The organism is Brotomerdimonas butyrica, from assembly GCF_025567305.1.
Classification (GTDB): domain Bacteria; phylum Bacillota; class Clostridia; order Peptostreptococcales; family Anaerovoracaceae; genus Lentihominibacter; species Lentihominibacter butyricus.
The window spans coordinates 48,191-72,350 of record NZ_JAOQJP010000006.1 but is presented as its reverse complement, the minus strand read 5'-3'; the positions used below and the strand labels follow the sequence as shown (position 1 = coordinate 72,350).

Below are 24,160 nucleotides of genomic sequence, written 5' to 3'. Positions count from 1 at the left end.
ATAATTAATGTATACAATATTGGGAGTAATAGCAAAGCCTTTAGGGTGGTTGCTGGGATTATTGTATAATCTTATCGGTTACTACGGTATTACGATTATTCTGTTTACTGTAATCGTTAAATTATGTCTGTATCCTTTGTACATAAAGCAGACGAAGTCTACTGTTATGATGGCAGAGGTGCAGCCTAAATTACAGGCGTTACAGAGAAAATATGCTAATGACAAAGAAACTCTGAACATGAAGATGGCGGAATTGTATAAGGAAGAAAAATTCAACCCTATGGGCGGATGTCTTCCTATGCTTATCCAGATGCCGATCATCATGGGTCTCTTTGCACTGCTCAGAAATCCTATGAGATATATAGGAGACGTAAGCAGCATGATTTTCGCTTTTCATGAATCGTTTCTGTGGATCGAAGACCTCAGTCAGCCGGATCCATGGATACTTCCTATAATCGCGGGTGTAGCAACATTCATTTCATTCACCATGAACCAGGCGCTTACAGATACCGGCGCAACCGGAGCTGCAAATCAGATGAACGGCATGATGAAGATGATGAAGTATATTTTCCCTATAATGATTTTATGGATGGCAAGATCATTCCCGTCCGGTTTAGCTCTTTACTGGGCAGTGAGCCAGATCATTCAGATATTCTTCAATATCCATATGGCTTCGCTGAGAAAGAAATTAAAAAAGCAATCGGAAGTAAAAAAGAAAAAATAGATATCGATACTTTAAAGTATGAATATCGTATCACCCGGAAAAAAATATTTCCGGAGTTTGAAAAAGTCTGCCGTTGAATACGATCGGCGGGACCGGCTTTTATTTGGAGGATATTTTTAATATGGATTATTCGGAAAAATGGGGTGTGGACGTTGAAGAAGCGGTCAAGCTCGCCCTTATGGATCTTAAGTGCTCCAGAGACGAAGTTGAGGTTACGGTTTTGGAACAGCCTTCAAAGGGCTTTTTCGGTATCGGCTCAAAGCTTGCAAAAGTAAGAGTTGAGAAGAAAAAAACAGAGGAAAAGGAAGCAGCGGATGATATATATGATGAAGCAGCGATAAACGCTGCGAAATCTGTTTCTGAAAGTGCTGCGGAACAGAAACCTAAAGAAAAGTTTAAAGACAAGCCTCATACTAAGGATAACAATAAAAGAAACAGAAAAAATAAAAACAGAAACGAAAAGAAATCAGGAGAACACAAGAGAGATCTCGCTGAAAGCAGCTTGAATATAGAGGTAGTAGACAAGAGCAAGCTCCAGGATGTTGAAGAACATGAAGCACTTGATTTTCTCAAGGATATAACCGAGAAGATGGGGCTCAATCTGGGATTCAGCGTCAAGGCAGGAGACGATGTTGTCTATATCGAAATGGATGGTAAGGATTCAGGCACTATCATAGGCAAGAGAGGTCAGACACTTGATTCTATACAGTATCTCACGAGTCTTGTTATTAACAAGGACAGAGATAAATATATCAAGGTCGTTATAGATGCTGAAAATTACAGAGCAAAAAGGCAGAAGACTCTTGAACAGTTAGCAAACAGACTGGCAGCAAAAGTAGTAAAGACAAAAAAATATGTCAGACTGGAACCTATGAATCCTTATGAAAGAAAGATAATTCATGCTACTTTACAGCAGAATCCTGACGTCAGCACAAGGAGCGAAGGTGAAGAGCCATACAGAAGAGTTGTAATAGAGCTTAAAAAATAACTAAAAGAGAGTCCGCAATTTTTTTGCGGACTCTTGTGATTTTACGGAGAAAATGATGGAAGATACTATTGCTGCAGTAGCGACTGCGTACGGAGAAGGCGGAATAGGCATAATAAGGATAAGCGGTGAAAAGGCGCTGAGCATCCTCGAAGAAGTTTTTGAATTTGCAGGCGAGACTTCTCAGATCGTCAACCGCCGTATGACTTACGGACGGATAGTAGACAGAGAAAACGAGCAGATCATCGATGAGGTTCTCGCTGTTTACATGAAGGGTCCGAAGACATATACAGCGGAGGACGTTGTAGAGATAAACTGCCACGGGAGCATGGTCTCGCTCAGGAAAACGCTTGCGCTTGTTCTTCGCAAAGGTGCACGCCTCGCGGAGCCCGGGGAATTCACAAAGCGCGCTTTTTTGAACGGACGCCTGGATCTTTCACAGGCCGAAGCCGTCATCGATATCATAAAAGCAAAAACCGACAGGAGTTTCGATGTAGCTATGTCGCAGCTTGAGGGAGCGCTTTCACTCAGAGTTACTGAGATACGTCAGAAGCTGCTGGATCTGCTGGTCGATATAACTGTCAACATAGATTATCCGGATGAGGATATCGAAGAGCTGACCTATGACAAGATAGAAGAAAATATATTGCTTATAGGCGAAATGATTGAAAAACTGCTGTCTACAGCCGATACCGGACGCATGATAAGAGAGGGAATAAGAGTAGCTATCGTAGGAAAACCGAACGTTGGCAAGTCCTCTCTGATGAATTCTCTTCTCAGAGAAACACGTGCGATAGTTACAGAGATACCCGGAACTACAAGAGACACTATCGAAGAAGCGATAAGCATCAGGAACATACCAGTATACCTTGTAGACACCGCAGGTATCAGAGAGACGTCGGATGAAGTGGAGAGACTGGGTATCGAGCGTTCGAAGGCGGCATTCAATGAAGCTGACTTTATAATATTCATAATGGACGGCAGCAGCGCTATTTCTGATGAAGACAGAGAGATCGCTTCATATCTTGACGGCAGGGATTCAGTAGTTTTGATAAATAAAAACGATCTAGAGAGAGGCTTCACGAACGATGACGTCAGAGAGCTTGTCAATGATCCGGTGATAATAGAGACATCGCTCATAAACAATGAAGGTATAGAGGAAATAGAGAATCATATAGAAGAACTCGTTTACGGCGGAGAGCTGTCGCAGCATGACAGCACTATGGTAAACAACGTGAGACATATAGAGCTGCTGAAGCAGAGCAGAGATTCTCTTCGCGACGCCATGGAGATGACGCTTGCGAGAGAAGCACTCGACTTTATAGAAGTGGATGTCAGGAATGCATATGATCTGCTCGGTGAAATAACAGGCGAAACCGTATCGGACGATATAATCAATGAAGTTTTTGCCAGGTTCTGTCTTGGAAAGTAGTGCAGGTTTTATTATAAAAATATGGAGGCATATATTAGATAATGGAAAAATTTTTGATGGGAACTTATGATGTGATCGTTGTCGGCGCAGGCCATGCAGGCTGTGAAGCCGGGCTTGCTGCTGCCAGGATGGGGCAGAAAACGCTGATGCTTTCCATAAACCTGGAGGCTGTTGCTATGATGGCGTGCAATCCGTCGATAGGCGGCACGGGCAAGGGTCACCTGGTGAGGGAGATCGACGCGCTCGGCGGCGAGATGGGAATAAATATCGATAAGACTTTCATACAGAGCAGGATGCTCAATACTGCAAAGGGTCCGGCGGTGCATTCGCTGAGGGCTCAGGCAGATAAGAACGAGTATCATATCGAGATGAAGAAGACTATAGAGAAGGAAGAAAACCTTCATCTCAAGCAGGGTGAGGTCATCGATCTGATCGTCGAGGATGGAAAGGCGTGCGGAGTCGTGCTGAAAACAGGTTCGTGCTACAGGGCGAAAGCTGTCATCCTCGCTACGGGAACTTTCCTTGCCGGAAAGATATTCATAGGAGACAGTGCATATAACAGCGGGCCTAATGGTCTGGCACCATCGATGGAGCTGGCTGCAAGGCTCAGAGAATATGGGCTGCCGATGAGAAGATTCAAGACGGGCACGCCTGCCAGAGCTCTTGCAAAGAGTCTGGACTTCGACAAGATGACGCCGCAGTACGGCGATGAGAAGATAGTGCCGTTTTCATTCATGAATGACGATCTGCAGAAGGATCAGGTCAACTGCTGGCTCACGTACACGAATCAGCAGACGCACGATGTGATCAGAGCCAATTTTCACAGGTCGGCGCTGTTCGGCGGACAGATAGAGGGAGTCGGTCCAAGATACTGCCCTTCGATAGAAGACAAGGTAAACAGATTTTCTGACAAGGAAAGGCACCAGCTTTTCATCGAGCCTGAAGGTCTGTATACTGAAGAAATGTATATCCAGGGAATGTCATCGAGTCTTCCGGAAGATGTACAGCTGCAGTTTTACAAAACGATACCGGGACTTGAGAATCTGGAAATCGTCAGACCTGCGTATGCTATCGAGTATGACTGCATAGATCCGCTCGATCTGAAGGTCTCGCTTGAGAATAAGCATATCGAAAATCTGTTCTGTGCAGGACAGTTCAACGGAAGCTCCGGCTATGAGGAGGCTGCTGCACAGGGGCTGATGGCGGGAATCAACGCTGCTTGTAAAATAAAGGAAAAAAATCCGTTCGTGCTCGACAGAAGCGAGGCTTATATTGGCGTTCTCATCGACGATCTCGTGACTAAAGGTACTAATGAACCTTACAGAATTATGACCAGCAGAGCGGAATATAGGCTGGTTCTGAGGCAAGACAACGCAGATTTGCGTTTGACAGACCGCGGATACGGGGTTGGATTAGTAAAAAAAGACAGATATGATAAGTTTTTACATAAAAAAGAAATCGTCGAGCAGGAGACTGAGCGACTCAGAAAAAAGACAGTCAAGCCGGAGGATGCGAACGATTTTCTCGAGAGCAAGGGAAGCACTCCGCTGAAGAGTGCCGTGTCGCTGTTTGAGCTTTTGCGAAGACCTGAGATAAAGTATGATGAAACTGCTGTGATAGATGACGAAAGGCCTGTGCTTTCCAGTCACCAGAAAAACATGATGGAAGTGCAGATAAAGTATGAGGGTTACATCCAGAAGCAGCAGCAGCGTATCGAGAAGTTCAAGCGACTTGAAAACAAGAAGCTGCCTGCGGATATAGACTATGATCAGATAGACGGACTGAGGATCGAAGCGCGCCAGAAGCTGAACGACTTCAGGCCGCTGTCGGTGGGGCAGGCATCCAGGATATCCGGAGTGTCGCCAGCAGATATAAATGTGCTGCTTATTTACATGGAAAAGATGAGAAGGAAAAACGGTAAAAATGAGCATTAATGAAATCAGAGACATATTCGACACACTGATCACCGGTATTGACGAGACCGGGATCGCACAGCGCGTGCAGAGGCTCGAGGGATATATGGACGGGATACTGGAGCTGAATCAGCATATAAACCTGACGGCTATAACTGACAGGACGGAATTTATCAGGAAGCATTATGCAGATTCGCTTTTGTGTGCGGGTTACCATGAGTTTCGGAGTGCGCAGTCTGTCATAGATGTGGGGACCGGCGGCGGATTTCCGGGTGTGCCGCTGGCGATCGTTTTTCCGGAGAAGGAGTTCGTGCTCATCGATTCGCTGAACAAGCGCATCAGGATAATAAATGATCTTTGTGCAAAGCTCGGGATAGCGAATGTCAGGGCTGTTCACGGAAGGGCAGAGGAGCTTGCGAGGAGGAAAGATATGCGTGAATCGTTCGATCTGTGTGTTTCCAGGGCAGTGGCCAACATGAGTACTCTGTCGGAATACTGTCTTCCTTTCGTAAAGGTCGGGGGATGCTTCATGGCATACAAGGGCCCTGACTGTGACAGAGAGCTGGCAGAAGCAGAGAATGCAGTCAGGCTGCTGGGCGGCCGAGTCGATCGCATAGAGTCGCCGTCTGCAGACGGGCTTGATTTTGATCACAGGATAATAGTTATTTCAAAAGAAAAAAATACGATGTCGAAATTTCCGCGAAAAGCGGGTACTCCGTCAAAAGAGCCGATCAAATAGCATATATCGGCTCTTTTTGTTTTACGAAAACGCTTTTACCTGCCCGGACAAGCTGTTACCATAGTTACAGGAGGGGGGCAGAGATATGTTTATAAAAAAGACGATGGAAGTACCGGTTGAACTCATAAAAGCGAATTCGGAGCAGCCTCGAAAGAATTTTGCTGAAGAACAGCTGATAGAACTGAGGGATTCGATAAAGGAATTCGGAGTTCTGCAGCCTTTGATATTAAAGAGAGAAGTCAACGGAGATTATCTGCTGATAGCAGGGGAACGAAGGCTGAGAGCGGCAATGATGGCCGGACTTGACAGAGTACCGGCTGTTATAAAGGATGCAAGCGATGAAGAGGTCAGCCTCATAGCACTTGTCGAGAACATACAGCGTGAAAATCTGGGATACATAGAAGAAGCGAAAGCGTACAGGAATATCATGGAAAAATATGGGATGAGCCAGCTTGCGCTTTCCGAAAAACTCGGCAAAAACCAGTCTACTATATCTAATAAGATACGGCTGCTGTCGCTGCCGAAGGATATACAGGATATACTCGTTGAAAACAAGCTGACGGAACGGCACGCCCGAGCTTTGCTCAAGATCGAAGATGATCAGATGAGGAGAGTGGTGATAGGAAAGGTGCTGAAGCACGGGTTCAATGTCAAACAGACTGAAAAACTGGTAGATGATTACATAGCGCAGCAGGAAAGCCAGGAGCGCGAGCGAAACAAGATATGTCACATCAGCTACAAGCTTTACATCAATACGCTGAAAAGGGCATTCAATGATATGGAGCTTAATGAAAAGGGCGCGACATTCGTGCAGGAAGACATGGGAAACGACCTGCGGATAACGATAATGATACCAAAAGAAATACAGGGAATGGTCGGATAATACCTCCTTTATGTTATATTGTAAATATTGATCAATAATATTTACGCAACTTTGGAAAATCTGTCGCTGTATCGATAAGTGCAGCGTGCAGATTTTTCTAAACAAAAGATGTTTCACGTGAAACATTTTTTTTGTGTGAAGAAATTCAAAAGTTATAGTAAAAACAAAATCTATGTTATATAATATGTAAAGCAGATATACAGAATGTATCAAGGAGGAATAAATTGGGTAAAGCTATAGCTATATTTAATCAAAAAGGAGGAGTCGGAAAGACTACTACCAATATAAATCTGGCAGCATGCCTGGCTATAAAGGGAAAACGTGTTCTCATACTGGACATAGATCCGCAGGGAAATACGACAAGTGGAGTGGGAATTTCAAAAAAAGACCTTGAAATCACTACCCATGAGATTCTTATCGAAGATAAATACCATCCTGAGGAGGCTATACTGCCGACAGGGATCGAAAATCTCGACATAATGCCTGCAAGTGTGCAGCTGGCGGGCGCTGAAGTCGAGCTTATAGAGCTGGCAGGTCGCGAAAAGAGACTGAAAAGGGCAATAGATATATTGAAGCCTAAATATGATTACATATTTATAGACTGTCCGCCTTCGCTCGGAATACTGACGATAAATTCGCTTACAGCAGTCGATTCAGTGCTGATACCGATCCAGTGCGAATTCTATGCACTCGAAGGAGTCAGTCAGCTGATGAGCACTATCGATATCGTAAAGAGGAATATGAATCCTGAGCTCGAGATCCAGGGAGTTATCCTGAGCATGTTTGACGGACGTACGAATCTTTCGGTGCAGGTGGTTGAAGAGGTCAAGAAATACTTCAGAGAAAAGGTATATACTACAGTGATACCTAGAAACGTAAGGCTGGCAGAAGCGCCGAGCTATGGTATGCCTGTAATACAGTATGATCCTAAATCATCAGGTGCGATAGCATATATGGAATTTGCAGACGAATTTTTGAGCGGCGAGGAGGAAGAATAGATGGCGGCACCGAAAAAACAGCGAGGTCTGGGAAAGGGCCTTGATGCACTTTTCGGCGATGCAGAAGTGACCTTGAGAGCTAAAACAGATAAAAAGGAAGAAGAGAATCAGGTTAAGGCAGAGGAAGCAGAAGCAAAGGTCGAAGACAAAGAAGTATCATCAGGCGGTATAGCGTATATAGATATAAATGATATCAAACCGAATTCAACCCAGCCGAGAAAGATATTTGATGAAGAGAAGCTGCAGGAACTGGCATCTTCGATAGAAGAGCACGGTCTCATACAGCCTGTCGTACTGAGAAAGGTAAGCAAAGGCTATGAGATAGTGGCAGGTGAGAGAAGATGGAGAGCTGCCAGACTGATAGGCATAAAGGAGCTGCCGTGCATCATCAGAGAGCTTACTGATGAGGAAAACATGCTTCTGGCTATCATCGAAAACATGCAGCGTGAGGATCTCAATCCGATAGAAGAGGCAGAGGGTATAAGCCAGATGATGGAGACTTATGGTCTCACTCAGGAGCAGGTGTCAAAGAGCCTTGGCAAGAGCAGGCCGTATATAGCGAACAGCCTGAGGCTTCTGAAGATAGCAGACAAGGTGAAGCAGTATGTGATAAACGGTGATCTTTCGTCGGGGCATGCGAGAGCACTTGCTGCTATAGCGGATGAAGCGCATCAGATAGCGCTCGCAGATATTGCAGTAAAGCAGGGACTTTCCGTCAGAGAGATAGAGAAGCTGGCAAAGCAGAACAAGGATTCTGCGAAACCAAAGCCGCGTGTAAAGTCAAAGAATGCAGATGTCATTCGTGTTGAGGAAGACCTGAAAGAAGTTCTGGGAACAAAAGTAAACCTCAATCAGAAGGGCAAAAAAGGCAAAATAGAGATAGAATTTTACAGCAGAGAAGATCTTGAAAGACTGATAGAACTGTTGAAGACACTCAGTTAGAAGAGATTGTTTCATGTGAAACATATGTAAAATATGAAAGATATGGAACGTATGAAACATAGCAGATATGAGTGCGGATGCAGTTATCGGTATGCGAATGGCAGCAGATCAGATCGGAATAAAATCATAAACGATATGGATCAGACAGAATTAAATAGAAATCTTAAAGAAGTGATAAAGCAGGCACAGGATATAAATATTCCTGTGCCTGCTGATATATGTGAACAGGTTGAGATAAACTCTCGTCCGAAAAAGAGATACGGATGCTGCAGGCTGAAGAATGGAGTATATCATATAGAGGTAAGTGAGTTCATACTGGGCTGTGATCCTGAGAAAATAAGGGGAGTTCTGGCTCATGAGATACTCCATACCTGCAAAGGCTGTTATAATCATGGCAATATGTGGAAAGAATATGCCGCTATGATGAATTCAGCATATGGATATAATATAAAGCGCACTTCATCTAATGAGGAAATGGGGATCGCTGATGAGGGCAGAAGCGGAGAATATTCCGGAAGCGAAGGAACTGCCGGCGGGTCGGGGAGCGCTGATCGGTCGGATACTGTTGATGTGTGGGGATTTGTCGGCAGGCAGGGCAGCTCTTCAACCGGCGCAATAAAATACATCATCAGATGCAGGAAATGCGGCAGGGAATATCCCAGACAGCGCTGCAGCGCTGTCGTAAAGAAACCGAAAGCCTACAGATGCCGCTGCGGCGGCAGACTGACGGTCTTCGAGATCCGCAGAACTGCAGATCTTTGCATGAAGAAAACTTAAAATAACCTAAAACAGCTTAAAACAAGTCATAGAACAGCCCAAATAGATACATGATACTTTCCTGATAAGAATAGTTAGAATGCTAAACTCAGCAAACTAGTAATACTTTAGACCCTTGAATAATAATATATATGTCATATAATGGATATAGAGAGTGTTACAAAATACAAATGGAGGAATCATGAATTTATTAAAAGACTATGTGACCGATATCAGAAATGAGTTTAAGGGCTATAACGGCAAACGATTTTCGAAGGACCTGATGGCAGGCATCACCGTTGCAGCCGTTGCACTGCCGCTTGCACTGGCGTTTGGTGTCAGCTCGGGGGCGACCGCAGCCGCAGGTCTGGTAACGGCCATCATAGGAGGCATCATCATCAGCATCTTTTCGGGAGCGTCGTTTCAGATATCCGGACCGACAGGGGCAATGACCGCGATACTGGTAACGCTCGCAGCGAAATACGGGATGCAGGGAATACTGACAGCATGTTTTTTTGCCGGGATCATACTTATATTAGCCGGGATACTGAAGCTCGGAAGGATGATATATTACATACCGTCATCGGTAATAACCGGGTTCACATCGGGCATCGCGATCATCATCGCACTTGGACAGCTCGATAATTTCTTCGGCGTGACGTCGCACGGAAGTCTGGCGATCACGAAATTCATATCTTATTTCACACAGGGTTTTCATCCCGATATACCGACTATGTGCATCGGACTGGCAGTGATCATCATAATGGTGATCTGGCCGAAAAAACTCAATGACAAAATGCCGTCATCGCTGGCGGCGCTCATAATCGTACTGATAGCAAATTATTTTCTCAAGCTGGATGTGGCGATGGTAGGGGACATACCCAAGTCACTGTTCCTGGATGAGAGACTGTCGATCTCAGGGATAGATTTTGCAAAGTTCTGGGATCTGTTCGTTCCCGCGCTTTCGATAGCTGCGCTGGGTATGATAGAGAGTCTGCTCTGCGGTGCATCTGCAGGAAAAATGAAGAAGGAAGAGCTCAATGCTGACAGAGAACTGATCGCACAGGGAATAGGCAATATAGTGATACCGTTCTTTGGAGGCGTGCCTGCGACGGCTGCGATAGCAAGAACGAGCGTTGCGATAAAGGCAGGATGCGAGACGAGACTCACAGGCGTTATACATGCCGGAATACTGCTGCTTTCCATGTTCGTGCTGGCGCCGGTCATGTCAGTTATCCCGCTTTCAGCACTGGCCGGAGTTCTGATCGTGACCGCATGGAGGATGAACGACTGGACTAACATAAAGTTCATATTCAGCCACAAGTTCAAATCAGGAATGATCAAGTTCCTCGTTACGATGGCCGCTACAGTAGTGCTCGACCTCACGCAGGCGATCGTAATAGGCGTTGCAGTTTCAGTGATACTGATCCTGATAAAGCTTACGGATATAGAAATCAACATCAGCGAGATAGATTCGGAGAGACTTGAGGAAGCGGGCATCCATCTGCCGAGGATATCAGGCAAGGTCAGAGTCGCATACCTTACAGGTGCGATATTCTTTGCGGTAGTCGACAAGCTCACGAAAAAGCTGCAGGAGCAGGAGGGAGTGACAGAGGGGCTGATCCTGTCGATGAGAGGAGTTCCGGTCATAGACCTTTCAGGTATACAGGGAATGATCGATCTTGTAAAGGAGCTCGAGGGACACGGTACCGAAGTATATCTGACGAGTGTGCAGCCTAAGGTCCTCGAGGAAATGCGAAAGGGCGGACTGATCGATCTGATCGGCGAGGAATACATATTCGACAGCGCTGAAGAAGCGATCATCGTGGCGCAGAAAGAGCACATGTAGGCAAAAATCCTGAAAACGCATGATAATGAGAAAAGCATATGAAAAAAAGATCTAAAATGATCCCGATACTCGTAAAAGTAAGTTAAACATAGCATGATAGTAAATCAAAACAGATTGACAGTGATGCGGTGCAGATGATAGAATCAAAACGATACATGAAGTATCATAAGTACTCAGAAGGGTGCAGGATCAGACATTACAGAAAATATCAGATCTAAAAGTTTACGAAAAGGCAATAATACGAGTACAGTAAATGTCATATGATATTATCTATTGGCATTTGGCTGACTGACTGAATGAAAATCAAAATCAGAATGTCATAGACTACAAACTAAATATCAGAGAATATTTGTCCAGGAAGGCATACGAGCTAAAAGAAACAGCCGCATATACCGACCTGGATTTTTTTCGCGGTAAATATGCGGATATACAGTGCCGCGGGATGTTCTCAGATGAAGGAAGAAGGAGAAGTATGATTATGAAAAAAAGGTTATTGAAAAGAGCAGCATGCTTGCTGGCTGCAGCAGTGATGACTGTCGGCGCACTCGAGATATTCGCGGGATGCGGCAGTTCTTCAGGATCATCGGATGACGGTATCTCAGTATACATCGGAGGAACGATATTCGACAGCAGTCTTGACCCTGTAAAGGGAGCGATGTCATATGGATATCCGTTCACAAACAATGCCCTTACGAAGGTTACGCCGGAATCAACATACACCGGAGATCTGGCGACTGAATGGGAAGTGAGCGATGATGCACTCACATATACTTTCAAGCTCCGTGAAGGCGTGACTTTCCACGATGGATCTGATTTTACAGCAGAGGACGTGGTATTTACATATAATGAAGTAAAGAAAAACCAGGGCAATAATGAAAATGTAGATCTCAGCAGGATGGCTTCAGTAGAGGCCGCGGACGATCACACGGTAGTATTCACGCTTAGTGAGCCGTATTCATCATTCCTCGATCAGACTGTATGCCTGGGGATAGTACCGTCAGACAGCTATGACAGCGAGACATTCGATACAGAGCCGGTAGGTACAGGACCGTGGAAAATCGTGCAGTACGATACCGCACAGAAGATAATAGTCGATGCGAACGACGATTATTACGGCGGAGTACCATCGATACCGAGAGTAACGATGCTCAACATGGAAGAAGACACAGCGATCGCAAATGCAAAATCCGGCGAGCTCGATGTAGTTATGGTAAATCCGAGCTATGCCGATGAAGATGTAAAAGGCATGCATATAGAGAATCTGGAGACGATGGATGTAAGACAGATAAGTCTGCCGGTCACATCAGAAACTGAATATACGACGAAAGACGGACAGAAGATAAAAGCCGGCAATGACGTCACTGCAGACAAAGCCGTAAGAGAGGCACTTTCCATAGGCATCGACCGACAGAAGATAATAGACAACGCACTGAACGGTATAGGAAAACCTGCGGAAGGTTTTACGACGAACCTCGAGTGGGGAAACCCTCCATCATATGAAGACGGACAGACGGAAAAGGCTGCGCAGATCATGGAAGCTGCAGGATGGAGCAAAGGCAAAGACGGCATATACGAAAAAAATGGAAAGAAATGCGAATTTACAGTGCTGGCGCCGAGTGGAGATACCACAAGATATCAGCTGGCAACAGCGGTAGCAGAAGAAGCGGAAGCGCTTGGCATAAAGATAGACGTAGATCAGCAGACATGGGACGAGCTTACAACTTCAGCGGCATCATGCGGAGTCGTATGGGGCTGGGGACAGTTTGACCCTATAGTTCTTAAAAACCTGTTCTATACAGATGCTTTCACAGGAAACGGAACATCAAATACTGTAAGATATTCAGACAGTGAAGTAGATAAGCTGATAAATACTGCGCTGAACGCAAATAACAAAGCTGATGCAACAGCAGCCTGGAAAGAAGTTCAGAGTGCAGCTGCTGATGACTATGCATACCTTTACATCGTAAATATAGAACATAGTTATTTCGTGAGCGACGATCTTGATATTTCGGTCGACACACAGATACCACATCCGCATGGACATGGAGCACCGATCATAAACAATATGAATGACTGGACACTGAAGAGATAAATTACTGCTATACTGCGGTAAAGGCAGGGCTGTATCATCATGAATGAGGCAGCCTTGCAGCAGTATATCAGCTGATGGAGAAAGGAAAAAAAATGAACCGGATAAAATATATCTGTTCTACAACAGCCAGGATGCTGACACTTATGATAGCTGTCAGTATCCTGGCATTCATGCTTATAGCATTCTCGCCGATAGATCCTCTCAAGGCGTATGTAGGCGCGGAATCTACGCTGTCAGAAGAAGCGAAGCAGGAAGTAGCCGAATACTGGGGGCTCAATGATCCTCCTGTCGAAAGATTCCTGACATGGGCTGATCATGCGCTTCACGGTGATCTAGGCACATCTATAACATACAACATGCCGGTATCGAAGGTGATCGCGGACAGATTCAAATATTCACTTGCTTTGATACTGATGGCATGGGCGCTGTCAGGAATCATCGGGTTTGCAGCCGGGATCCTGGCAGCAGTGAAAAAGAGCAGTGTATTCGACCGGTGTGTCAAAGCATTTTGTCTGATACTGCAGTCTGCACCGGTGTTCTGGTTCGGACTGCTGATGCTGACTGTGTTTTCGATAATACTGGGCTGGTTTCCGATCGGGCAGGCGGCGCCGGTCGACAAGCTGGCGGCAGACGTGACGATATGGGACAGGATCTATCACATGATACTGCCGGCTGTGACCCTGAGCATCCTGGGAACCAGCAAGATAACGCTTTACACGAGACAGAAGCTCATAGAGATCATGCACAGTGACTATATCCTCTTTGCAAAGGCACGGGGGGAGTCGATGAAAGAGCTGATCATGAGACATGCGCTGAGGAATATCGCGATGCCTGCGATAACGCTGCAGTTTGCATCGTTTAGCGAGCTTTTCGGAGGTATAGCTCTGGCAGAGACAGTGTTTTCATACCCCGGGATCGGCAGTGCAGTCACGGCTGCGGCACTCAATGCCGATGTGCCGCTTCTGATAGCACTTGCAGTATTCAGTGCGATATTCGTGTTTGCAGGTAATTTTATAGCAAATATTCTTTACGGGATAGTGGATCCGAGACTGAAGGAGGGAGGCTACCATGCATAGTGTGCAGAATAATATGCAGATGACAGCGGCAGCGCCGAGACTCCGGCAGCCGAAACTGAATACTAAGAAAAAAATGATCATATATATCACTCTGGCGGCGGTATATCTGCTGGCGGTGCTGATCGCAGGACTGCTGATGGATCCGGCTCTTTACGGGGTGCATTATGAAGACAAGTTCCTGGCGCCTTCGCTGGCGCATCCGTTCGGTACGGATTTCATGGGGCGCGACATGTTCTGGAGAAGTATCAAGGGACTTTCCAATAGCATAATTATAGGACTGGCAGCATCGGCGGTCAGTTCGATAATAGCGCTGATACTCGGTATAGTTGCCGCGGTAGCGGGCGGCGTGGTCGACCGCACGATAAACTGGCTTGTGGACTGCTGTATGGGACTGCCGCATCTGGTACTACTGATGCTGATCTCATATATGATGGGACGCGGAGGACTGGGAGTAGCGTTTGCAGTAGCGGTGACGCACTGGACAGAATTGACGAGGCTTGTCAGAGCTGAAGTGCTGCAGGTGAAAAATACACAGTATGTCAAAGCTGCACAGAAGATGGGACATTCGAAATTCAAAGTAGCAAAGGATCACGTAGTACCGCACGTGATGCCTGTGTATCTGACCGGGCTCATACTGCTTTTCCCGCATGCGATAATGCATGAGGCGTCGCTCACGTTCCTGGGCTTCGGGTTTTCTGCATCGACTCCGGCGATCGGGGGCATATTGTCAGAAGCAATGAAGCATATCGTTACGGGGAAATGGTGGCTGTGCCTGTTCCCGGGGCTGATCCTGCTGATAGCGGTGATGCTTTTTGACGTTATCGGGGAAAAGCTCAGGATGCTGATGAACCCTGGCAGCAGCGAACAGTGAGGTTTTGCATATGGATATACAGATGTGCAAGTCCGGAGAAAATGAAAAGGCAGGAAAAATGATCACAGAAAAAGAAGAAATCAAAAAAACAGAATTCGATATAAAAAACGGGATGTCAGAGCGTGAAACATTTGAGTGCGACGGCTGTGCGGATCAGCAGCCGATCCTCGACATAAAGGATTTGACCATTTCATTCAGCCGTTATGACCGCGGCTGGAATAAGGCGGACCTTGAGGTGATACATTCACTTGATGTCGAGGTGTATCCCGGCGAGATCATGGCAGTGGTCGGCTCAAGTGGTTCCGGCAAAAGCCTGCTGGCACATTCGGTGCTGGGGATACTGCCGGAAAACAGCAGTATGAGCGGTACGATGGAGTTTGATGGAAAGCCGCTGTCTACTGAGAGGAAAGCGGATCTGCGCGGCAGAGAGATCGTGTTCATCCCGCAGTCTGTGGATTTTCTCGATCCGCTGATGAAAGTAGGCAGGCAGGTCAAAGGTGTGCGCGGTACTATGGAAAAGGTCAAACGTGCATTCAGCAGATACGGTCTGGCGAAGGAAGCAGAGGATATGTATCCGTTCCAGCTTTCGGGAGGCATGGCGAGGCGTGTGCTGATATCGACTGCAGTGATGGAAAACGCAAAGCTGATAATCGCAGACGAACCGACTCCGGGACTCGATCTTGAGATGGCGATGGAAACGCTCAGGAATTTCCGCGAGCTGGCAGATCAGGGCTGCGGGGTGCTGCTGATAACACATGATATCGATCTGGCGCTGAACGTCGCAGACAGGATCGCAGTATTTTATGCGGGGACTACCGTAGAAATCTGCCCGGCAGCGGATTTCAAGGGCGGCGGTGACGCGCTCAGGCATCCGTACAGCAGGGCCTTTATAGAGGCACTGCCGCAGAATGGCTTCAAGCCGATATCCGGGTCTCAGCCATATGCCGGTGAGCTTCCGGAAGGCTGCCTCTTTGCACCGAGATGTACATGCAGGACCGCGGAGTGCTGCGGAGAGATAGAAATGCGCCGGTTGAGAGGCGGGGAAGTGAGGTGCATCCATGCAACTTAGAGCGGAGAATATAAGTTTCAGATACGATCGCAAAAGCCCGTGGATCCTGAAAAATGTGGATCTCACGCTGGATGCCGGGGAGCGAGTGGCTCTGACCGGTCCGTCCGGGTGCGGAAAGAGCACGCTTTCCAAGATCCTGGCGGGTTATCTCGAGCCGACGGAAGGGCAGGTGCTGTTGGATGGAAAGCCGCTGCCGACGCGCGGTTATTCGCCGGTGCAGCTGATATATCAGCATCCGGAGCAGGCGGTGAACCCACGGTGGAAGATGGAGCGGACGCTGAAAGAGTGCTGGGAGCCCGATGAGGAATTGCTCAAGGAAATGGGCATCGAAAGTGAATGGCTGAAGCGCTGGCCGTCTGAGCTTTCGGGCGGTGAGCTGCAGCGTTTCTGTATCGCCAGGGTGCTCGGTCCGCAGACGCGATTCCTTGTCTGCGATGAGATCACGACGATGCTGGATGTGATAACGCAGGCGCAGATCTGGGAGCTGCTGCTGGAAAGGGCGCATGAACGCGATCTCGGGATGGCGGTGGTGACGCATAACATGGCTCTTGCGGAAAAGGTATGCAGCCGTATCGTGAGCTTGCCTGATATAAATGGTTTGAGATAAACGGACTGCAGGATGGCAGTGTGCCGGAACCGGGAGAGATAAAGCTCTTCTCAGACTGATCCCGGAACGCGGCAGCGAAGTGAAATAGCATACGCTCTGCGTGTGCGCACTACTTGTCTGTCTAATCCTGCACTCCTGGCATTGACTCGCACCTCTCGTTTCATCATACATTTATGTCTTGTCATGCCTTACAGGGTTAAAACCAAAAATCATTTGCCGGATAGCTGTTGTTGGTAAAAATGGCAGCTTTCCGGCTCTTTTTCTGATGTCGAATACCAAGAACCAGGAAGCGATCATTGATTTTTGGTATTTTAAACGTATAAAAAGCCATATTTCACGAAAGATTTTACCAAATAATCATGAGCAGATTTTGATTCTTGGTAATCGCCTTCCTTGAAAGGCATGATTTTTCAGGGATTTTACCAAAGAAGACAGCCTGAAGGTATATTTTTGGTAATCGATGATCCATGCAGGAGAACGATACGCTTGAGGATGCTTGAGATGAAAATGGATCTTGAGACTATCACGAAAGCGACTGGTCTGCCGCCGCAGAAAATAAAGAAGTTGTAACTGATGAATGCTGGGATGCAGTATTTGCAAGGTTTTGAGAATTTCGCTTAATAACGATACACGATCACGCAAAAGGCATACCCAGCTCCGGCAACATATGATCACCTGATATCTATACGATAATAAAAAGAGAGGAAGCATAGCAGTTCAGCTATAGATCCTCTCTTATTGTAGAAAGAAAACCCCACGTTTGACGCAGGGGTTTTCACATAGTCAATTCTAATAGAGAAATTGGCGGAGCTCCAGCGCTCACTGCGTTCACTCCTGTGCCTTCGGCTACGCTGTCCGTTTTTCCGAGTAGATCGTCTTCGGCTCTCCGGGAAAAAGGCAAAAAGTCTAAATATGAAAATATGCAGTGAAACAACTTCTCTTCTTCTGTATTTATCCGATTTGTCAGCACATTTATCATGTACTGTCCAGTATTATCTAATACACATAAACCTTCGGAAGCCTCTGGCCGAATGCGCACAGCACTTCGTAGTTTATGGTATTTGTTGCTTTTGCAATGTCTTCGGCACTGATCTCGTAGATGCCGTCCTTACCCATGATCGTGACTTCATCGCTGAGCCTCGGATAAGGCACGTGAGTCACGTCGATCATGCACTGATCCATGCAGATGGTTCCTGCGATCGGTGCAAAGACACCATTTACGATGACTTTTCCTTTTGTCGAGTACGGTCTTGGGAGACCATCGGAATATCCGATCGGGATGGTTGCGATGAGACTGTCCTGGCGTGTCGTGAATTTTCGGCCGTAGCTGATCGAGTTTCCTGCGGGAACTTTTTTCAGCTGAACGATATTCGCTTTTATCGACATCACCGGGCGCAGATCGATCTGGCTCCTGTCGACCTCCGCAGACGGATAGCAGCCGTACATGATAATGCCCGGGCGGACCATTTCATAATGCGAAGACGCCACTTCCATGATCGCAGCACTGTTTGCAAGTGTCCTGCACGGTATCGGGATACCGGCATTCAGCAGCTTTTTGTAAAAGACCATGAATCGCTGTTCCTGTACTGTAGTATACGTCTTGTCGAGCGAATCTGCCGCCGCAAAGTGTGAAAAGAGCCCAGCGATCCTGAAATTCGGCAGGTTCATGATCATCCTGATATCATCGATCGATGATGAATTGTCAGTATCGTATCCGATACGCCCCATTCCGGTGTCTATTGCCAGATATCCGTTGATTATGATGTTTGCCTTGGCTGCTGCTCTTGATATAGCTTCAGCATTTTCGTAGTCGCAGACTACCGGCGTAAGCCTGTATTCGATGATCGTATCTATGTAAGGATCCGGAGTCAGCCCCAGAACGGTGATTTCTTCGAGGATAAAGCCGGCCTTTCGCAGGCGCACAGCTTCAGACAGAGTCGCGACACCAAAAGATTCGATACCGTTTGCCCTCAGTACCGTAGCAACTTTTATCGCGCCGTGACCATAAGCATCAGCCTTTATTATGCCTGTTATTTTTTTTCCCGGTCCGACTTTGTCTTTTATCTGTTTAATATTGTAGTCAAGATTCGTAATATTGATTTCCGCCCATGCGGCTCTGATCGCATCTTTATACATCCTCTGGAAAAACCTCCACTCCTTTCATATGTTTGTCGACCATAGGTCGACATCAGGTTACACCCCTGCGGTGCTTCATATATTTGTCGGCGCCAGCCGACATGATAAACACCACATCTACAGCTTAGGTGTTCTCTTTATGATATCCTCTCTGCCCGGTCCGTTAGAAACGTAAGTGATCGGGAAGCCGATCATCTTTTCGATCTCGTCAACGTAGTTCTGAGCTTCTGCAGGCAGCTGGTCGTATTCGCGGATGCCCGTGATATCGCACTTCCAGCCCGGCAGCTTCTTCAGCACCGGCTTTGCCTTCTCGAGCTTCGATGTGCAAGGGAATCTGTCTGTCACTTCTCCGTCGATCTCGTATCCCACGCATACAGGGATCTCGTCGAGATATCCCAGCGGGTCGAGTACCGTGAATGCGACTTCGGTAGTTCCCTGAGTCATACAGCCGTACTTAGTAGCGACAGCATCGAACCAGCCGACTCTTCGAGGTCTTCCCGTAGTAGCACCATATTCGCCGCCGTCACCGCCGCGCTTTCTCAGCTCCTCAGCTTCCACCTCGTCGAGGATCTCGCTGACGAATGCACCGCCGCCGACAGCACTTGAGTACGCCTTTACGACAGTGATGATATCAGTGATCTCATAAGGCGGAACGCCGGCGCCGATCGCACCGTACGCAGCCAGCGTCGATGAAGACGTTACCATAGGATAGATACCGTGGTCAGGATCCTTGAGCGCGCCGAGCTGCCCCTCGAGCAGGATCTGCTTGCCGCTCTTTATAGCTTCATCGAGGAAAAGCGCAACGTCACATACATAAGGCGCTACCATTTCCTTATATTCTTTCAGAGTTGCCATGATCTCATCAGGATCGAGAGCAGGCTTGTGATAGAGATGCTCCAGCAGCACATTTTTCTGCAGGATCACCCTTTCCACCTTTTCACGCAGAAGATCCTCATCCATGAACAGCTCCTGCACCTGGAAACCGATCTTGGCATATTTATCAGAATAGAACGGAGCTATGCCTGATTTAGTCGAACCAAAAGCCTTGCCTGCCAGACGCTCTTCTTCGTATTCATCAAAGAGGATGTGATACGGCATCAGGATCTGCGCTCTGTCAGAAACCAGGATCTTAGGCATAGGCACGCCCTTTTCCACGATGGAGTTGATCTCGTTGAACATGTAAGGGATGTTGAGCGCAACACCGTTTCCGAGGATGCTGGTCGTGTGACCGTAGAATACCCCAGACGGCAGCATGTGAAGCGCAAATTTGCCGTAGTTGTTCTTTATCGTGTGCCCCGCGTTGCTTCCGCCCTGGAACCTGATGATGATATCAGCATTCTGCGAAAGCATGTCGGTGATTTTACCTTTTCCTTCGTCGCCCCAGTTGGCGCCTACGATTGCTTTGATCATTTAAATCTCCTTTATATTAATGATGTGATCTATGATTTATACATTTATGTCGGCATGCATGCCGAGTGCTTCTCTGTTGTCTTCAAGCACAGGCCTTACGAAAGTCTCGAGGAAATTCTCCGTCTGGCTTTCCGCGCATCCTGTAAAGTTTTCAGGCTTCATCAGCGCGAGCAGCTGTTCCTTCGTCATGTTGAAATCCGGGTCGGCAGCGATCCTGTCGAGCAGATCGTTGTCGGCGCCTTCCTCCTTGACTCTCCTGCCGGCAGCCATCGAATGCTGTCTGATCTTTTCGTGGAGCACCTGTCTGTCTCCGCCGGCCTTCACGGCATCCATCATGATATTTTCCGTAGCCATGAACGGAAGCTCGCTCATCAGTCTCGCATTTATCACCTTAGGGTAAACGACGAGGCCTGACGTTATATTCATGTAAAGCTCCAGTATACCGTCTGTCGCCAGGAAGCTCTCCGAAACGCTGAGTCTCTTGTTCGCCGAGTCGTCCAGCGTTCTTTCGAACCACTGGGTCGATGCTGTGATCGCCGGGTTCAGGACTCCTGCGATGACGAAGTTGGAAAGCGCAGCTATACGCTCCGAGCGCATAGGGTTTCTCTTGTACGCCATTGCCGACGAGCCGATCTGGTTCTTTTCGAACGGTTCTTCTATTTCCTTCAGATGCTGGAGCAGTCTGATGTCGTTGCTGAATTTGTGAGCGCTCTGCGCGATCCCTGACAGGATGTTGAGCACTCTCGTGTCGACCTTTCTCGAGTAAGTCTGACCCGATACTGCGTAGCAGCCGTCAAAGCCCATCTTCTCTGCGATCAGCGAGTCGAGCTTTCTCACCTTCCCGATGTCGCCGTCAAACAGCTCGAGGAAGCTTGCCTGCGTGCCGGTCGTTCCCTTCGAACCGAGGAGCTTCATCGTGCCGAGCACGTGATCGAGATCCTCGAGATCCATCAGGAGATCCTGCAGCCACAGCGTGGCTCTCTTTCCGACCGTCGTAGGCTGTGCCGGCTGGAAATGCGTGAATCCCAGCGTCGGCAGCGCTTTGTATCTTTCTGCAAAGTCCGCAAGGTTTGCGATGACATTTATCAGTTTCTTTCTTATCAGTTTCAGACCTTCCGTCATGATGATCAGGTCCGTGTTGTCGCCGACGTAGCATGATGTCGCGCCCAGATGTATTATCCCCTTCGCATCAGGGCACTGCAGGCCGTATGCATAAACATGGGACATCACGTCGTGGCGCACTTCCTTTTCGCGTGCCTTGGCAACGTCGTAGTTGATATCGTCAGCTGCGGCCCTGAGCTCAGCGATCTGCTGATCCGTGATCGGAAGCCCGAGTTCCTGCTCCGTCTCAGCAAGCGCTATCCAGAGCTTTCTCCACGTCCTGAATTTCATTTCAGGTGAAAAAAGATATTTCATTTCATTGCTTGGGTATCTTTCAGATAATGAACTCGTATAGTTCTTCGTATTATCCATAATCTCACTCCTTTTGTAATCACTGTGCGGGAAATATCATTTTCCGGGTTTCCCATCGGCCCGCTTCGATGAGAAATGCTGACTGCGTTCAGCACATACAACGATTATTATATCACAAAAAAGGGGGATAAAACAAGCGGCAGAGCGGATGATAGCCTGCTCTGCCGCATTATGCGCGCGAGTTACGCACGGTTTTGTGTCGGATCTGTGATGTAAAGGCTGCAGATGCGGGTCTCATATTCACTCGTGACGTTCTCCTGATCGCCTTGACGGCCGTTAGCGTGCAGCTTTTTTCCCCGAAAAAATATAAGTGATGAGCGCCGCGATGATAACCAGCGCGCAGCCGATGACGGACGTGACGTCCAGCACCTCGCCGAGGAAAACATATCCCAGGATGATCGAGAACACGATGCCGGAATAGTTGTAAATGCTGATCTCGGCCGCGGTCGCCAGCCTGTATGCGTAGGTCAGCGCGATCTGCCCGAAGCCGCCGAACACGCCGATCAGGAGCAGCAGGAGCAGCTCTTTGAACGTCGGCATCACGAAATCGAATATCATGAACGGTATACATGCAAGCACGCAGAACGTTGAAAAATGCATGATTATAGTCATTCCGTCGACTTTATTCTTGAAGTATGCCAGCAGTGTGTACGATACACTTGAAAAGAATGCGCACAGGAACGCCATGAAAAGCGGCAGCAGGTTCGAATTGAATGCGGGATTCGCAACGAACGCCGCACCCAGGAAGGCGATCAGCAGCGCAGGTATCTGTACTTTGCGGATCTTTTCTTTGAGGAAGATCGCCGCCCACAGCGTTATCATGAAAGGCGACAGCTTCATCATCGTGGACACGTCGCCCTGGTTGGCGTGCGCCACTGCGTAGAACTGGGTGATCAGACCCAGGAAACCGAATGCCGAGCGCACAAAAAGAAGAGGCTGGTTCTTTTTTGTGCCAAAGAGCGAGCCTCCGGATCTAATTATGAGTATGAAACTCAGTATCAGAGTCACGATATTTCTGAAAAACACCTGCTCCATTATCGGGATCGTCGTCCCGGACAGGCTGATGGGTATCTGCATCGCCGAAAAGAGAAAAGCAGAGGTGCACATCAGCACGGCGCCTTTCGTTCTTTCCGACATTCCGTTCAGAGTTGTCATTATTTTCTCCTAAGTTGTAAGTCACTGGGCTGCCGGGCTTCCGGGACGCACTCTATGAAAGCTGTTCCATGCCGTCAGCGCCCTGAGCGCCGCCAAGTGAATGTTTTACACGATCTGCCTCTTCGGCCTTCTTCGCATCGTTCCAGTTGTCCATCGTACCAACGAGATAGCCCGTGATCCTCCTGATCCTCTCGAAAGGAACATGCGAGAACGTGTAGTTAAGATCTGCATAATCACCATCGATATGCACGTCGAGCATCTCGAGCTTCCTGTTGTATTTTTCCTGCAGATAATCGACGTAAGCCTGAGCCTCGCGCGGATCTGCATTTCCTGTTATTTTTACTGCCATGGTAATACCTCCTTTATCTGGGTAAGATTATACACCTGAACACTATATTTTGTATATAGGCAGGCGGCAGAAAAACATCAAAAAAACAATCTGGACTAAAAACATCTGCAAACGCCGCGACCACACCGTTATGATGCCACGCCATGTCATCGTCTCACTGCGAAAGCGGATATCCCGGACGCATCGCTGCACCGCGAAACCTGCGGAAATGCGCGATAATTAATTTCGCGTACTTTTTATATAACCCTTGAAAAAGCACCCGCACATGTGATATCATAGTGGAGCAAAAAACACATATATGCCTCTATAGTTAAATGGATATAACAAACCCCTCCTAAGGGTTAGTTGCAGGTTCGATTCCTGCTAGGGGTGCCAGACGCGGCCGGATACGAACATCCGGCCGTTTTCTTTTTTTGTTATGGGAAGTTTTTATGTAAAGACTGCGGGCTGTGCGTCTGCAGGGCTCTCTCCTGATCAGTCAGTAAAGGGTGGGTATGTATATATATTAATGAAAATTTTTATTTATAAGATTACATGCTCCCTCTTTTAAACGAAGCCGAAAAATGTTTGCAAGTTCCGATTGTTACCGAAAACAGAATTGTGAAAATACATTGAAATAACAGGAGCAATGTGGTATACTTAGAAATTGCAATAGAACCGATTCTACATATATTTATTAAAAAATCTAACTGTAACATGAG

Annotated in this window: 20 protein-coding genes and 1 tRNA gene; 16 read left to right on the top strand and 5 right to left on the bottom strand. The window is 47.4% G+C overall.

Annotated elements, in window-relative coordinates:
• Positions 1–7 precede the first annotated feature (7 nt).
• The 15 genes from OCV59_RS05545 to OCV59_RS05475 all read left to right on the top strand — a co-directional run bounded on the left by OCV59_RS05545 (position 8) and on the right by OCV59_RS05475 (position 16,936).
• On the top strand, positions 8–724 hold the full coding sequence (locus OCV59_RS05545) for a YidC/Oxa1 family membrane protein insertase (protein WP_262584139.1): 717 nt from the start codon (positions 8–10) through the stop codon (positions 722–724).
• 121 nt (positions 725–845) lie between these two features.
• Positions 846–1,712 carry an RNA-binding cell elongation regulator Jag/EloR gene (jag, locus tag OCV59_RS05540; RefSeq protein WP_147593499.1) on the top strand — a complete coding sequence of 289 codons (867 nt, stop codon included), beginning with the start codon at positions 846–848 and terminating at the stop codon, positions 1,710–1,712.
• Between the two features lie 55 nt (positions 1,713–1,767).
• Positions 1,768–3,141: a tRNA uridine-5-carboxymethylaminomethyl(34) synthesis GTPase MnmE gene (mnmE, locus tag OCV59_RS05535; RefSeq protein WP_147593498.1), complete on the top strand. Its 1,374-nt coding sequence runs from the start codon at positions 1,768–1,770 to the stop codon at positions 3,139–3,141.
• Positions 3,142–3,182: 41 nt separating this feature from the next.
• Positions 3,183–5,075 (top strand): tRNA uridine-5-carboxymethylaminomethyl(34) synthesis enzyme MnmG, encoded by a 1,893-nt coding sequence (mnmG, locus tag OCV59_RS05530; RefSeq protein WP_147593497.1) that lies wholly within the window; start codon positions 3,183–3,185, stop codon positions 5,073–5,075.
• The gene (gene rsmG, locus OCV59_RS05525) at positions 5,065–5,793 is read left to right on the top strand and encodes a 16S rRNA (guanine(527)-N(7))-methyltransferase RsmG (RefSeq protein ID WP_147593496.1); all 729 of its coding nucleotides are present in this window, start codon (positions 5,065–5,067) and stop codon (positions 5,791–5,793) included. The genes mnmG and rsmG overlap by 11 nt, the downstream gene beginning before the upstream one ends.
• A gap of 85 nt (positions 5,794–5,878) precedes the next feature.
• Entirely contained in the window at positions 5,879–6,676 is a 798-nt protein-coding gene (locus OCV59_RS05520) for a ParB/RepB/Spo0J family partition protein (RefSeq protein ID WP_147593495.1), read from the top strand.
• Positions 6,677–6,900: 224 nt separating this feature from the next.
• Positions 6,901–7,674: a ParA family protein gene (locus OCV59_RS05515; protein ID WP_147593494.1), complete on the top strand. Its 774-nt coding sequence runs from the start codon at positions 6,901–6,903 to the stop codon at positions 7,672–7,674.
• A complete protein-coding gene (locus OCV59_RS05510) occupies positions 7,675–8,616 on the top strand; it encodes a ParB/RepB/Spo0J family partition protein (RefSeq protein WP_147593493.1) in 942 nt (313 codons plus the stop codon). It abuts the gene before it with no gap.
• 51 nt (positions 8,617–8,667) lie between these two features.
• Positions 8,668–9,393, top strand: a complete 726-nt coding sequence (locus OCV59_RS05505) for a SprT-like domain-containing protein (protein WP_262584137.1) — start codon at positions 8,668–8,670, stop codon at positions 9,391–9,393.
• Between the two features lie 181 nt (positions 9,394–9,574).
• Positions 9,575–11,221, top strand: coding sequence for a SulP family inorganic anion transporter (locus tag OCV59_RS05500; protein WP_147593491.1), 1,647 nt, complete (start codon positions 9,575–9,577; stop codon positions 11,219–11,221).
• Between the two features lie 478 nt (positions 11,222–11,699).
• Positions 11,700–13,313, top strand: coding sequence for an ABC transporter substrate-binding protein (locus OCV59_RS05495; protein WP_147593490.1), 1,614 nt, complete (start codon positions 11,700–11,702; stop codon positions 13,311–13,313).
• Positions 13,314–13,405: 92 nt separating this feature from the next.
• Positions 13,406–14,389 (top strand): ABC transporter permease, encoded by a 984-nt coding sequence (locus OCV59_RS05490; RefSeq protein WP_147593579.1) that lies wholly within the window; start codon positions 13,406–13,408, stop codon positions 14,387–14,389.
• Positions 14,382–15,260 (top strand): ABC transporter permease, encoded by an 879-nt coding sequence (locus OCV59_RS05485; protein ID WP_394803002.1) that lies wholly within the window; start codon positions 14,382–14,384, stop codon positions 15,258–15,260. Before OCV59_RS05490 ends, OCV59_RS05485 begins: the two co-directional genes overlap by 8 nt.
• A gap of 112 nt (positions 15,261–15,372) precedes the next feature.
• Positions 15,373–16,329 carry an ATP-binding cassette domain-containing protein gene (locus tag OCV59_RS05480; protein ID WP_147593577.1) on the top strand — a complete coding sequence of 319 codons (957 nt, stop codon included), beginning with the start codon at positions 15,373–15,375 and terminating at the stop codon, positions 16,327–16,329.
• Positions 16,319–16,936 (top strand): ABC transporter ATP-binding protein, encoded by a 618-nt coding sequence (locus tag OCV59_RS05475; RefSeq protein WP_147593489.1) that lies wholly within the window; start codon positions 16,319–16,321, stop codon positions 16,934–16,936. Before OCV59_RS05480 ends, OCV59_RS05475 begins: the two co-directional genes overlap by 11 nt.
• Positions 16,937–17,932: 996 nt before the next feature.
• Here the strand turns inward: OCV59_RS05475 and alr are convergent.
• From alr to nrdD, 5 genes are all read right to left on the bottom strand, one after another.
• Positions 17,933–19,072, bottom strand: coding sequence for an alanine racemase (gene alr / locus OCV59_RS05470; RefSeq protein ID WP_147593488.1), 1,140 nt, complete (start codon positions 19,070–19,072; stop codon positions 17,933–17,935).
• A gap of 117 nt (positions 19,073–19,189) precedes the next feature.
• A complete protein-coding gene (locus tag OCV59_RS05465; RefSeq protein ID WP_147593487.1) occupies positions 19,190–20,482 on the bottom strand; it encodes an adenylosuccinate synthase in 1,293 nt (430 codons plus the stop codon).
• Between the two features lie 36 nt (positions 20,483–20,518).
• Complete coding sequence (gene purB / locus OCV59_RS05460; RefSeq protein WP_147593486.1) at positions 20,519–21,955, bottom strand: adenylosuccinate lyase; 1,437 nt, start codon at positions 21,953–21,955, stop codon at positions 20,519–20,521.
• 276 nt (positions 21,956–22,231) lie between these two features.
• Positions 22,232–23,110: a DMT family transporter gene (locus tag OCV59_RS05455; RefSeq protein WP_262584136.1), complete on the bottom strand. Its 879-nt coding sequence runs from the start codon at positions 23,108–23,110 to the stop codon at positions 22,232–22,234.
• A 52-nt stretch (positions 23,111–23,162) separates the two neighbouring features.
• The gene (gene nrdD, locus OCV59_RS05450; RefSeq protein WP_147593485.1) at positions 23,163–23,459 is read right to left on the bottom strand and encodes an anaerobic ribonucleoside-triphosphate reductase; all 297 of its coding nucleotides are present in this window, start codon (positions 23,457–23,459) and stop codon (positions 23,163–23,165) included.
• A 300-nt stretch (positions 23,460–23,759) separates the two neighbouring features.
• Here nrdD and OCV59_RS05445 point away from each other — a divergent pair.
• Positions 23,760–23,834: transfer RNA gene (locus OCV59_RS05445), tRNA-Arg, on the top strand.
• Positions 23,835–24,160: the final 326 nt, after the last annotated feature.